This is a genomic window from Cryobacterium algoricola (genome assembly GCF_004402485.1).
Taxonomy (GTDB): Bacteria; Actinomycetota; Actinomycetes; order Actinomycetales; family Microbacteriaceae; genus Cryobacterium; species Cryobacterium algoricola.
This window is the reverse complement of record NZ_SOFG01000011.1, coordinates 272213-285598: the sequence shown is the minus strand read 5'-3', so window position 1 is coordinate 285598 and position 13386 is coordinate 272213. Positions and strand designations below refer to the sequence as shown.

Annotated in this window: 9 protein-coding genes; 8 read left to right on the top strand and 1 reads right to left on the bottom strand. The window is 69.9% G+C overall.

Going from position 1 to position 13386, the window contains the following annotated elements; translation table 11 throughout:
- Positions 1 to 49: 49 nt before the first annotated feature.
- Positions 50 to 1048, bottom strand: a complete 999-nt coding sequence (locus E3O44_RS08155; RefSeq protein ID WP_134534214.1) for a glycoside hydrolase family 6 protein — start codon at positions 1046 to 1048, stop codon at positions 50 to 52.
- 170 nt (positions 1049 to 1218) lie between these two features.
- Here E3O44_RS08155 and E3O44_RS08150 point away from each other — a divergent pair, with 170 nt between their 5' ends.
- The 8 genes from E3O44_RS08150 to E3O44_RS08110 all read left to right on the top strand — a co-directional run bounded on the left by E3O44_RS08150 (position 1219) and on the right by E3O44_RS08110 (position 13383).
- The gene (locus E3O44_RS08150) at positions 1219 to 2691 is read left to right on the top strand and encodes a malate:quinone oxidoreductase (RefSeq protein WP_134534849.1); all 1473 of its coding nucleotides are present in this window, start codon (positions 1219 to 1221) and stop codon (positions 2689 to 2691) included.
- 139 nt (positions 2692 to 2830) lie between these two features.
- Positions 2831 to 4978 carry an intein-containing Rv2578c family radical SAM protein gene (locus tag E3O44_RS08140; RefSeq protein ID WP_174775060.1) on the top strand — a complete coding sequence of 716 codons (2148 nt, stop codon included), beginning with the start codon at positions 2831 to 2833 and terminating at the stop codon, positions 4976 to 4978.
- Between the two features lie 121 nt (positions 4979 to 5099).
- Positions 5100 to 6380 (top strand): sensor histidine kinase, encoded by a 1281-nt coding sequence (locus E3O44_RS08135; protein ID WP_134534212.1) that lies wholly within the window; start codon positions 5100 to 5102, stop codon positions 6378 to 6380.
- The gene (locus E3O44_RS08130; RefSeq protein ID WP_134534211.1) at positions 6377 to 7756 is read left to right on the top strand and encodes a hypothetical protein; all 1380 of its coding nucleotides are present in this window, start codon (positions 6377 to 6379) and stop codon (positions 7754 to 7756) included. The genes E3O44_RS08135 and E3O44_RS08130 overlap by 4 nt, the downstream gene beginning before the upstream one ends.
- Positions 7757 to 7811: 55 nt before the next feature.
- Positions 7812 to 8531, top strand: a complete 720-nt coding sequence (locus tag E3O44_RS08125) for a thymidine kinase (RefSeq protein WP_134534209.1) — start codon at positions 7812 to 7814, stop codon at positions 8529 to 8531.
- Positions 8532 to 8567: 36 nt separating this feature from the next.
- Positions 8568 to 9311, top strand: coding sequence for a response regulator (locus E3O44_RS08120; RefSeq protein ID WP_241976160.1), 744 nt, complete (start codon positions 8568 to 8570; stop codon positions 9309 to 9311).
- Positions 9308 to 11584, top strand: a complete 2277-nt coding sequence (locus tag E3O44_RS08115) for a sensor histidine kinase (RefSeq protein WP_134534208.1) — start codon at positions 9308 to 9310, stop codon at positions 11582 to 11584. Before E3O44_RS08120 ends, E3O44_RS08115 begins: the two co-directional genes overlap by 4 nt.
- 125 nt (positions 11585 to 11709) lie before the next feature.
- Positions 11710 to 13383, top strand: coding sequence for a GspE/PulE family protein (locus E3O44_RS08110; RefSeq protein ID WP_134534207.1), 1674 nt, complete (start codon positions 11710 to 11712; stop codon positions 13381 to 13383).
- The last annotated feature ends 3 nt before the right edge of the window (positions 13384 to 13386 follow it).

The following is a 13386-nucleotide window of genomic DNA, read 5'->3' as shown; positions in this document are numbered from 1 at the left end:
CCAACAATGAACGGTGTGCTGTCGAGGGGAGTGCCGCCGGCACCGGGGTCTACCATCCGGCGGCCTTGGCCAGCGCGAGTGCCTGCGCGTTCCACCAGATCCCCGCGGTTGGACCGCCGTTGCAGGTCCCGTCGCTCTCGCCGGGCTGCTTGATCCAGAGGTTCGCATCCTGGGCGCCCTGGTTCGAGACGACCGAGGGGAGGGCCCCGAGGGCGCGTCCGGAGGGATTGCACCATTCACCGTTCGAGCCCGCGCCGTTGCGGGAGGTGTCGATGACGTAGTGGGAGCCATTGGTGAGCTCGGAGACTTGCTGCGCATACGCGTGCTCGCCCGTAGAGGCCATGTAGTTGGACACGTTCGTCGCGAAACCGCGCACGGAGGCGATGCCCGAGCGATTGAGCAGCCCGGCCATCGCGGACGGGGTGATCCATTCGGAGTGGCCGGCGTCGAGGTAGACGGTGGCCCGCGTCGGCGCGAGCAGGTCGACGGCGGTGTGCACCTCGTGCACTCGCTCCTCGACGTTGTTGCACTGGGTGGCGAGGGAAAGGGCGTCGGGCTCGAGGATCACCACGGCCTCGCGCAAGGTCAGGCTCGTCGCGATCGCCTGCACCCAAGCGGGGTATTCGAGGACCGAGAGCCCGCCGGCGGAGAAGTTGCCGCAGTCCCGGTTGGGGATTCCGTAGAGAACGAAGACGGCGGTCTTGCCGTCCTTGAGTGCGGCGTCGGTGATGCTTGCGACCTCGACGCCGACCGTGTCGATCGGATACTTCTCCGGAGTCAGCCAGATCGCCGCCGGCTGGGCGGCGAGCCGGCCCAGAGCTGTCGCCTCTGCCGACCCTGCCCCGGACCGTTCAGCAGCATCCGCTGCGGCCTGCGCTGCCGACGAGGACGGGTTGACATAGAACGACGTGGTCGCCAACGGGTTCACGGTCTGACCTCCCGGCACAAGCAGGGCGAATGCACCGACGAAGGTGCCGAGCGCAAGCACGGGCAACGCCAGGGCGATGATGCCGAGGACGAGACCTGTACGCGAGCCGGACGAATGCACGAACCCACCCTATCGGGGGGGTTCGACAAACATGTTACGCAGGAGTATCGTCTGACGGTTCTTTGTTCCTTTTCGGGGGCAGATCCCGCCCCCAGTCCGGGGCGGTCGGCGGCATCCGGACGCGGTCAGGCGCCCGAGCCCGCGGCGTTACACTCGAACGTGTGAATCCAATGGCGCAGGTCGATGTCGTACTTATAGGGGGCGGCGTCATGAGCGCCACTCTGGGCACCTTGATCAAACAGGTGCAGCCGGACTGGAGCATCGAGGTCTATGAGCGCCTCGGCGAGGTAGCCCAGGAGAGCTCGAATCCCTGGAACAACGCGGGGACCGGTCATGCGGCCCTGTGCGAGCTCAACTACATGCCGCAGGCAAGCGACGGGAGCGTCACCGCAGACAAGGCGGTGAGCATCAACGAGCAGTTCCAGATCAGCCGCCAGCTCTGGTCGTCCCTGGTCATCGACGGAGTGCTGCCCGAGCCGACGAAGTTCATCAACTCGACGCCGCACATGACGTTCGTGCACGGCAAGTCCAACGTCGAGTACCTGCGCAAACGCTTCGCCGTGCTCAAGGACCAGCCGCTCTTCCACGGGATGGAGTACAGCGAGGACCCGGCCGTCATCGGCACCTGGACCCCGCTGATCACGAAGAACCGCCCGAAGAACCAGCGCATCGCCGCGACCCGGATCGCGTCCGGCACCGACGTCGACTTCGGCGCGCTCACCCGCTACCTCTTCGACGACCTTGCGGCCAAGGGCGTCGGCGTCCACGTCAACCAGCAGGTCACCGGCCTGAAGAAGCTGACGGACGGCACCTGGCGCCTGAACCTCCGGCGCCTCGTCGGCGGGCACCCGAGCATGGTGAAGGCCCGCTTCGTGTTCGTGGGTGCCGGCGGCGGCGCGCTCGCCCTCCTGCAGCAGAGCGGCATCCCCGAGGCACGTGGCTTCGGCGGCTTCCCGATCAGCGGTCAGTTCCTGCGCACGACCAACCCCGCAGTCGTCGCCCAGCACCAGGCCAAGGTCTACGGCAAGGCTGCCGTCGGCGCCCCGCCGATGTCGGTCCCGCACCTCGACACCCGCCACGTGGAGGGGGAGGCCTCGCTTCTCTTCGGACCCTTCGCGGGATTCACGCCCAAGTTCCTCAAGTCGAGCACCTGGTTCGACCTCCCCTTCTCCGTCCGCGGGCACAACATCGGCCCGATGCTCGCCGTCGCCCGGCACAACGTCGGCCTGATGAAGTACCTCTTCGGCGAGGTCTTCGCCTCCCGCACCGCCAAGCTCAAGGCCCTGCAGGAATTCATGCCGACGGCCAAGATGTCCGACTGGGAGCTCATCACCGCGGGCCAGCGCGTGCAGGTGATGAAGAAGGACCCGAAGGAAGGCGGTGTGCTGCAATTCGGCACCGAGGTCATCACCTCGGCCGATGGCAGCATCGCCGGGCTGCTCGGGGCGTCCCCCGGGGCGTCGACCGCGGCACCGATCATGGTCGACCTGCTCCAGCGCTGCTTCCCCGAGCGGTACCCCGCCTGGGAGCCGCGGCTCCGCGAGCTGATCCCGAGCCTCGGCACAACCCTGTCCGACGACCCCGCCCGCGCCGCGGCGTCCCTCGCCGCGACCGCCGCGACCCTGCACCTCACCAACCCCTGACGAATTCGACGGAGCTTGTGGGTTCCGGGCACGCGAGCGGGCAGTTTCGGCCCGTTTTGGGCACGATCTCCGTCGATTCGGTGAGGGCGGATGCTGCGACACCCTTGCGCAAGTGTCGAACGTGTGTTCGAATGTGGGTATGCGGTGGAGCGGGCAGGAACTCACGACGGAACAGGCGGGCGCCCTTCCCGGCCTTGCTCGGCTGAACAACCTGGTGCGGAGCGTGCGCACCCCCGAGTTCGCGGGGATCACCTTCCACGAGATCCTGGCCAAGTCCGCGCTCAACCGGGTGCCGGGCCAGAGCGCCATGCCCTTCGGCTGGACCATCAACCCCTACCGAGGCTGCTCGCATGCCTGCGCCTACTGCCTGAGCCCGGAAACGCTCATCCTGATGGCGGACGGGCGGCAGAAGCCGCTCTGGGAGGTGAGGGTTGGCGATGCGATCATGGGCACGGAGACCGTTGGCGCCTACCGGCGGTATGTGCAGACCACAGTGCTCGCTTCGTGGGATACCCGGAAGCGCGGCTACCGCGTCACCCTCGCTGACGGAACCGAACTCGTCGCCAGCGGAGACCATCGCTTCCTCACCGAACGGGGTTGGAAGTACGTCACCCGCGCCATGCGCGGGGACGGCCAACGTCCCTACCTGACCGACAACAACAAACTCATGGGTTTCGGGCTCAATGGGCTCACGGAGGCGACGCAGCCGAACTATTTCGAGCCGAGCTACCGACGCGGGTACTTGACCGGCATGATTCGTGGTGACGGAATGATGATCTCTCGCGACTACCCCCGTCGAGCCGGCGGCGGAAACAAAGTGCGGCTCTTCCGGCTTGCCTTGACGGACGTCGAGGCGCTCAACCGCTCGCGCCTGTTCCTCGAACAGGAGGGAGTGGTCACGCAGACCCGTCCGTTCTCCGCGCCTTCCCTCACCCGGCGCGCCCTGACCTCAATCTACTCGGGCAAGGCCGCGTCGTTCGCTCGGATCACGGAGCTCATCCGCTGGGTCGACGACCCCGATGACGATTGGCATGCCGGGTTCCTTGCCGGTGTTTTCGACGCGGAAGGTTCATGCTCGCGAGGCATTCTGCGGATCAGTAACAAGGACACGGCGATCCTCGACAACATCCAGAGGTCCCTGTCCGCGCTGGGTATTGAGCACGTGTTAGAGGGTGCGCGGCCGAACGGCGTTCGCTGCGTTCGGGTCACCGGCGGGCTGCCGATGCGCTCCAGGTTCTTCGGGCTCGTGGGGCCCGCGATCGACCGGAAGCTGTCCATTGCCGGTGCCGCCGTGAAGTCCGCGGCGCTGCTCCAGGTCGTGTCCGTGGAGGACCTGGAGACCACGATGGACATGATCGACATCACGACCGGGACCGGCGATTTCATCGCGAACGGGGTCATCAGCCACAACTGTTTTGCTCGCAACACGCACACCTACCTCGACCTCGACGCGGGCAAGGACTTCGACAACGAGATCATCGTGAAGGTCAACGTCGCCGAGGTTCTCCGCAAGGAGCTCGCCCGGCCCGCCTGGGAGCGCAACGCCGTCGCCCTCGGCACCAACACCGATCCCTACCAGCGCGCCGAGGGCCGTTACCGGCTGATGCCGGGCGTGATCGCGGCGCTCGCCGACTCCGGAACCCCGCTCTCGATCCTGACCAAAGGCACCCTGATCCGGCGCGACCTCGACCTGCTCGTGGAGGCGAGCACGCTCGTGCCCGTCGACCTCGCCCTCTCGATCGCGATCTACGACGACGAGCTGCAGTCGGCAGTCGAGCCGGGCACGCCATCCACGGCGGCGCGCCTCGCCACCGTGACCGCCATCAGGGAGCGCGGCCTGCGCTGCTCCGTCTTCATGATGCCGATCCTGCCGTTCCTCACCGACACCCGGGCGCACCTCGACGATGCCCTCCGCCAGGCGAAGGCCGCCGGAGCCTCCGACGTGATGTACACCGCGCTACACCTGAGGCCCGGAGTGCGCGACTGGTTCATGCAGTGGCTCGCGCGGGACCACCCCGACCTGGTGCCCCGCTACCACGAGCTCTACGGCCGCAACGCCTACGCGCCCAAGGGCTACCGGCAATGGCTCGCGCTCCGGATCAAACCGCTGATCCGGGCGCACGGGCTCGAGCACGGGATCGAGGATCCCGTCACCGGCGGCGTCCGCTCCCGCGCGCTCGCCCGCCCCGTGCCCGCCGTCCCCGCGTTTCCGGGCCAGCCCGTGCCCGGCCCGGGGCTGCTCATTGCGGGTGAGCTTCCGCCTGAGCTGCACCCGACCCTGTTCTGAACCCCGCCCTCCGCTGAGGTGTCGCAGATCGACGTTCAACGCCCACGCGAACCTCGATTCGCGACCCTTCACGCCAGAACGGCTCCGCCGGATGCGATAATCGACGGAGAACGGAGCGGCAATGACCCTAGGCCTCCCCGACCATCTGGTCGGCACCTCGGTCGGGCGCGCCCTGGCCCAGGCCACGCACTGGTTCGGCCTCACCTGCCTCGTCGGCGCCCTTGTCTCGGTCGCCGTGCTCGGGATCAGCCATCCGAGCGCGCAGATCGGCGTGAGCCTGATCGGGATCCTCTCGATGGCGATCCTCCTCTTCCTCCTGTCCCGCCACCGTACGGTGCTGCTCTCGGTCGTCTACCTTCTGGTGGGCTCCGTCGTCACCTATATCGTCAGCGTGACCCTGCTCGGACTGCCCGAACTCTTCCACAGCTCCGACGTGTTCCTCGTGTCGATGCCGAAAATGGCGCTCGTGATGGTCGGCGGCGTCGGAACGGGCGCCCTCGTCGGAGTGCTCTGGGGAACCGCCGGCTTCATTCTCGCCGAGACCGTGACCGTCCTTGCCGCCATCGAGACCGGGGTGCCCTATCACCCCGACGCGTTCACGGTGTCGACCTATGCCTTCCTCGTCGGGGTGATGCTCGTGAGTGGTTTCGGTCGGCGCAGGCACCGCCCGGTCCAGCTCGCCATGCACCGGGCGCTCCAGGAGGACCAGTCCCGGCTGCTCCGCCACGAACTCGACGTGCGCGCGGTCGCCCTCAGTCAGGACACCACACTCAACCAGCTCGTCGCGCTCGTGCACGCCCACCCCGGGCCGCTCAGTCCGCACCTGGCCGCCGGCATCCGTGAGACCGTCGACACCCTGCACGGCACGAGCTGGCTGACCGACTCCGACGAGCGCCTCTCCGGCCCCGACGGCTGGCTCGACAGCGCCGTCTACTCCGCGATCGAACGCTGCCGCGACCGCGGCCTCGTCGTCGAGGTCACGGGGGAGCGCGCCGCCCTCGGGCGCCTCGACGCGGTCGCCGACCGCGAACTCGGCCTCGCCGTGCAGCAGTGCCTGATCAACGTCATCCTGCACGCCGGCATCGTCTCCGCTGAGGTCGTCATCGAATCCACCGATCACGATCTCTCCGTGATTGTGATGGATGCCGGTCGCGGCTTCACGGAATCGGAGACCGGCGCCGACCGGCTCGGCCTCCGCCAGGCGGTTCGCCGCCGGATCGAGCGCCTCGGCGGCTCAGTCACGATCATGACCCGGCCGGGTGCGGGCACGTCCGTGCTGCTGACGGTGCCGGCACCTCCCGGCGATGCCGTCGAACGACCGGGAACCGGCTCCGCAAGCGGCCCATCGGCCGGCCCGGCGGGCGACACCGCGAGCGACGCCGGCATCGGCTGGCCGCTATGAGCCGCAGCTCCCTGACCCAGCAGCAACTCGACCCACTGGGGGCCCTCGCCGCGTGGCCGCTCGCGCCGGCGATCGCCGCGATCGTCACGGTCTCGGCGGTCACGGCCACGATCACGCAGACGGACCAGGCCGTCCAGGCCGGGAACGCGCCCCTGGGCTCCCTCGCGATCACGGCCGTCACCCTCGCCGCGATCCTGCTCGTCCTCGCCTCCCGCCCGAGAAACGCACCGTTCCGGGGCGCAGCGCACGTCGCCATCGGTGTGCTCGCCCTCGCCGCCTACCTGCTCGAGCAAGCCTCGCGCTGGAACCACAACGCCCTGATCCAGGACGACTTCGGCCCCGTCGCCATCGGCCTCCTCCTGCTCGGCCTCGCTCCCTACCGGCCGTGGCGCCAGATCGCGTCCACCGCCGGGATCCTCGCGCTCGTCGTCGCCGCCGTGACCTGGGTGCAGGCGCCGTTCCACTCCATCGACGTCGCACCCCTCGTCTTCGTCACGGTCGCGGTCACCCAGGTCCTCGCGCCGGCGCTTGCCGGGGCCGCGTATTCCCGGCGACTCGTCGGTTCCCTCCTGGCCTGGCAGACGGATGCCCGCCGCGCGATCATCGAGCGCACCGAGGAGACCCGGGCCCGCGTGGTCAGGGCCGTCGTCGAGCAGCAGCGCACCGAACTCGCCGCCGGCGTGCTCCCGCTGCTCACCGAGGTCCTCGACCGCGGCGAGATCACGAAGGCCGACATCGTCCGTGCGGGCGTGCTGGCCGCCAACGTGCGCAAGGCGTTGCTCCGCGAGCTCGACAAAACCTGGCTCGACGCGGCCATCGCCAGGGAGCGCGCGGCCCTCCTGGCCCGCGGCATCACCCCGCTGCTTGTGGTCGCCGATCCCGACCGCCGCGCCGCCGCCTTCCATACCGACCAGCGCGCCGCGACCGCGGCCCTGCTCGGAGCCCTCTGCTCGGCGCCGGGCTTCGACCCCTGCAGCCTGGTCGTGCAGGTCACGGCGGGCGACGAATTCCGCGGCACCGGCGCCCCGCGCCCTGCTCTGACCCGGTCACCCCTCAACACGACGTCCGAGATCCCGCTGAGCACCTCCCCGCTCCGCACGATTCCGGACCGCGGGCCCCGGCGCGAGGCCGCCCCAGGTGCCGGAGCACCGGCATCCGCCCCCCGGCTCGACCAGGTCACGATCCAGGTCGGCATCGACCTGCCCGCCCGGGCCGTGCGCGCCCTGCTGCGGCCCTACCTCGGCGTGCTGCACGTGGTGTTCGGGCGGGTGCGCGTCTCCACGAGCCGGGCGCCCGGACGTCGTCCGCTCGTGACCCTCGAGTTCGACGCGGAACACGGCCCCGAACGCCGGAGAGCCGTCCGCCCAGTACGCTGAACTGACCCGGCGCAGACGAACGCGCCGGTGGCGCAGAGGGGGGATTCCAGGTACCGTGGCAAAACTGTACTTTCGCTATGGAGCGATGAACAGCGGCAAGAGCACGTCCATGCTCCAGGCCGCATACAACTACGAGGAGCGCGGCCATCGCGTGCTGCTCGCCAAGCCGTCGGTCGACACGAAGGGCGATCGGGGCATCCTCTCGCGTCTCGGCGTGACGCGCGGCGTCGACTTCCTGCTGACGCCCGAGACGGATGCCTACGCCCTCTTCCAGGAGCACCGCGCGCAGGTCGTCGCCCGCGACGGGCTCGACGTCAGCGCCCTGCTCGTCGACGAGGCGCAATTCCTCACCGAGGCGCAGGTCGACGACTTGCTCCGGATCGCGATCCTCGAGAACATCCCCGTCCTGGCCTACGGGATCCGCACCGACTTCCAGACCGTCGCGTTTCCCGGCAGCCGCCGCCTGCTCGAGATCGCGCACAGCCTCGAAGAGCTCAAGACCATCTGCCGCTGCGGGCGCAAGGCCGTGTTCAACGGCCGCAAGATCGACGGGCGCTTCGTCTTCGATGGCGACCAGGTCGCGATCGACGGGGCCTTCGTCACCTACGAGTCCCTGTGCGGCTCCTGCTACCTCGAGGAGAGCGGCGGGCGGCTCGGCCATCTGGCCATGAATGCAGGGAGGGGGCGCCCAGCCGACTCTCCAGAAGACCTCGTCCCCGGTGAGACAGCGAGCGCCCCACCTGCCCCCCGGCGCGTTCCCCCGGTTTCACCCTAAGACCAGCACATCACCGTCGAAAAGCCGTCATTTCCGGTGGCACCCGAACGGGGGATCCGGTGGCAGAAAAACCTCGGCGGCACCGCAGCCGTCGCCCCCACTATCGCTCAACCGAAGGTCGTCGTGCCCACGTATCGCATTGCCTTGATCGACGACCACGAAATCGTCGCGCGCGGTTTCGCCGCCCTCTTCGGGGCGCTTCCCGAGATCCAGGTCGTCGCAACGGTCGCGTCGGTGACCGAGCTGCTCGAATCGACCGCGCACGCCAGCCACCCGGTCGACCTGGTGATCCTCGACCTGCGGCTGTCCGACGATTCGGAGGTCGGCGACAACGTCGACCGGCTGCGCGCCGCCGGTTCGGCCGTCCTCGCGTTCACCGCGGGCGACGACGCCCTGCTGATGCGCACGGCCGCCCGCAGCGGGGTGCTCGGAGTGGTGCGCAAGTCCGAACCGACCGCCGTGCTGCTCGACGCGGTGCTCCGCGCGGCCGCCGGGGAACCGATCCCCTCGACGGAGTGGGCGGCCGCCCTCGACGGCGACCCCGAGCTCAACGACGCCGGGCTCAGCCCGCGGGAACGCGAGGTGCTCTCCCTCTACGCGGCCGGTGCGAAGGCCCCGCTCGTCGCCGCCCGTACGGGCCTCGCCGAGGCGACCGTGATCGATTACATCCGCAGGGTGCGCTCGAAGTACCAGCGCGTCGGGCGCCCGGCCAACACCAAGATCGACCTGTACAAGCGGGCCCTCGAAGACGGCATCCTGCCGGTCCCCGGCCAGCCGTGAGGCGCGCCCGGCGCCCGCTCGCCGGCCTGACCGCCGCCGAGCGCCTCGCCCGGGTGCTCTACACGTCGATCGGCCCCACCGCGGTGGTGTTCTGCCTCCTCAGCCTGGGTTCCTTCCTCAGCCAGGTCTGGGGGCCGCGACCGATCCCCGCGATCCTGGTCTGGGCTCTCGTCTTCGGGCTGCCGGTCGCGCTCGGGGTGCTGTCCCGGCGGGCGTCCCTTGCCCTGCTGCGCCGCATCGCGCTCGCCGAAGGCGTCGTGTTCCTCGGGATCCTCGTGTTCTGGCTGGTGTTCCGGGCCACCCCTCTTCCGGCCGCAGCGGACATCCCCTGGGCCCTGACCTTCACCGGGGTGCCCGTCCTCGCCGTCGGAGTCGCCACCCGCGACCGTGCAGGCTGGGCCTACCTCGTCGTCGCGTGCACGCTCAGCGGACTCGTCCGGGCCGCGACCACCACGAATCCCCGGCCGATCCTCGTCGGCCTCGAAGACGCCGTCTACTCGATGCTCCTCGTGGGCGTCTTCCTCGGCCTGATGATGGCGGCCCGGCGCAACGCCGCGCGGGTCGACGCTGCGACCGTCGCCACCCGGGCGGACATCGCCGCCGCCGCCGCGGGAGTGGCGCGCGGCCGCGAGCGCGTGGCGATCGACGCTCTCGTGCACGACAGTGTCATCTCCACTCTGCTGATGGCCGGTCGCGGCGGTATCCCGGCCGCGTCGCTCGCCGAGCACTCGGCCACCACCCTCGTGCGCCTCGACGCGGTCAGGGACCGCGACCCGGGCACGCTCGTGTCCGGCCCCGACCTGACCCTCCGGCTCGAAACCCTCGCCGCGCAGATCACTCCGGACGCCGTCGTCAGCTCCGATCTCGACGGACACTCCGCAGTGACGGCCGCAGCCACGACAGCGCTGCTCGGCGCCGTCGGAGAGGCCCTGCGCAATTCCCGCGTCGCGGCGGGGGGCGGTCGTGACCGCCCGGTGTCTCGCAGCGTCACCGCACGGATGTTCGGCACCGGCATCCGCATCACCGTCCGTGACGACGGGGTCGGCTTCGATCCCGCCAGCGTCCCGGCCGAGCGTCTCGGCATCGCCCGCAGCATCGTCGACCGGATGCGCCGCATCCCGGGAGGGGCGGCCACGGTCTGGTCGCGGCCGGGCGCGGGTGCCGAGGTCGTCGTCTCCTGGTCGCCGGAGGCCGCAGCGGCGGCCATGCAGGGAGCCCCGGGAACCCCGGGAGCCCAGGGATCCGCCGGAGCCCAGGGAACACCAGTGACGCCCGCACCCGTCCCGCTCCTCGTCACCCTGCCGCGGAGCCTCGCGGCGGTCCTCCTCGCCGTCTTCACGGCGGTCCACCTGCTGCTCGCCTTCGGCGATCCCGGCCCCGCCGCAGGTCGCCCCCTCACCGCGGCCGGCCTGCTCCTCATCGTCGTCGCCGCGGCGTGGCTTCTGGTCGTCGTCCCCGACCCGATTCCCCGCCGGGCCCCCATCGCCGTGATCCTGCTCGCCACCGCGGGGGCCGCGCTGGCCTCAGCCGCCGTCGCACCGGCATCCGCCCAGCCCTTCGCCCACTGGCCGTTCGGTGCCGTCACCCTGCTGCTCGTCCTGCTCGCCACCCGCGGGCGGCCCGGTCCGGCCTGGGTCGGCTACGGCCTGCTCGTCGCTGTCGGGCTCGGCTGGGCGCTGCTGAACGGCCTGACCGTCGCTGTCGGCCTCGACCTCGTGATCCGGCACGCCGCCACCCTGCTCGCCGGTGCGGTCTTCGCCGTCGGGCTCACCCGATCGACCCGCGCCCTCGACGTGCTCAACCGGGAGCGCGCCGTGTCGATCGCGGCCGCTGCGAGCGACGTGGCCGCCCTCACCGAGCGGGAATCGGAACTCGCCCGCGTCAACGCCCTCGCCCGGCCGACACTCGAGCGCCTCGCCGGCGGGGATGACCTCGACCCGCCGCTCCGCTTCGAGTGCCTCATCGTCGAGGCCACCCTGCGCGACGCCATCCGGGCCAGGACGCTCTTCGTCGAGCCCGTGATCACCGCCGCCCGGGCGGCCCGGCTCCGCGGCGTCGACGTGACCCTGCTCGACGACTCCGGCGGCCGCCCGCCCGAGACGCTGGGCGCGGTCGCAGGTATCATCGCCGGGCAGCTCGATCTGCTCGACTCCGGCCGGCTCACCGCGCGGCTGCTCCCGCCCGGCCGCGACGACGTCGCGTCCCTCGTCATCGACTCCACGGGCAACCGGATGCTGACGGTTTCGCCGCTCGGAGTGCTCCGCACCCCCTGATCGTGGGTCTGTCCCGGGCCCGATTGCGGGGTTAGCGTTGGGCGTTACCAACTTTCCCGGGCGCGGATTGATGTGCTGCGTGCGCTCGCGGTTCTCTGCAGCGTCATCCGGCGGGGGAGGATCGCGTGGCTTCACTGACCGAGATTCTGATCCTGCACGGCCTACTGCCGATCGAGAAGCTCGACACCCTGATGGCGGGCGACCCCGCCGACGAAAGCGCGGTGCGCGCCCTCGTCGACTCCGGGGTGATCACCGAGGCCCAGTTCGCCAGGGCGCGCGCCGAGCAGGCCGGCCTCGCCTTCGTCGAACTGATCGACTTCCCCGTCGACCGGCACGCCGTCTCCCTCGTCACCCCGGCCATGTCCCGGCGGCACCAAGTGTTGCCGATCGCGATCGAGGGCGGGCGCCTCGTGCTCGCCATGGTCGACCCCGGCAACGTGTTCGCGATCGACGACGTGCGCGAGTCCGCGCGGATGCGGGTCATCCCCGTCGTCGCGGAGAAGAACGACCTGCTCGCCGCGATCGCCCGGTACCACCGCGCCGACGACGAACTCAGCAACCTCACCACCACGATGGAGGACGAGCAGGCCACGGTCGAGGCGTCCTCGGCCTTCGGCGTCTCCGACTCCCTCGACGACGACGCCCCGATCGTGCGCTTCGTCAACCTGCTCGTCAGCCAGGCGATCCAGGACAAGGCGTCGGACATCCACATCGAGCCCGCCGAGCACAACCTGCGGGTGCGGTACCGCATCGACGGGGTGCTGCACGAGATGCAGCGCGCGCCGAAGAGCATCCAGAACGGCGTCATCTCGCGCCTCAAGATCATGAGCGACATCGACATCGCCGAGCGGCGGAAGCCGCAGGACGGCCGGATGTCGGTCAGCCACGCCGGCCGCCAGATCGACCTCCGTGTCGCGACCCTGCCCACGGTGTGGGGCGAGAAGATCGTCATGCGAATCCTCGACAACTCTTCGACGACGATGGACCTGCACGACCTCAACCTGCTCGAGCACAATTACGCGGCGTACCAGAAGTCGTACACCAAGCCCTACGGGATGATCCTCGTCACCGGCCCGACCGGCTCCGGCAAGTCGACCACTCTGTACACGACCCTGAACTCGGTCGCCCGCCCGGAGATCAACGTGATCACGGTCGAAGACCCGGTCGAGTACCGCATGAAGGACATCAACCAGGTTCAGGTGAACCCGAAGGCGGGGCTCACGTTCGCGAGCGCCCTGCGGTCCATCCTGCGCAGCGACCCCGACGTCGTGCTCCTCGGCGAGATCCGCGACCACGAGACCGCCCAGATCGCCATCGAGGCCTCGCTCACCGGCCACCTCGTGCTCTCGACCCTGCACACCAACGACGCGCCGAGCGCGATCACCCGCCTGACCGAGATGGGCATCGAGCCCTTCCTCGTCGGCTCCGCCCTCGACTGCGTGGTCGCCCAGCGTCTCGCCCGCCGCCTCTGCGACCGCTGCAAGGCCCCCGCCGAGGTCACCGTCGAGCGCCTCAACCAGCTGCGCTTCGGGTTCGACCCGACCCAGCCGCTGCCGGTGCTCTACCAGCCGATCGGCTGCCAGAACTGCTCGAAGACCGGTTACCGAGGCCGGCTCGCCGTGCACGAGGTCATGACGGTCTCCGAGAACATCGAACGGCTCGCCGTCGACCGCGCCTCGAGCGCGGACATCGGCCGGGCCGCCCGGTTGGAGGGAATGATTTCCCTCCGTGATGACGGCTGGGAGAAGGTCCGCATGGGCCTGACCTCCATCGAAGAGATTCTGCGAGTTGTTGCATAGCGC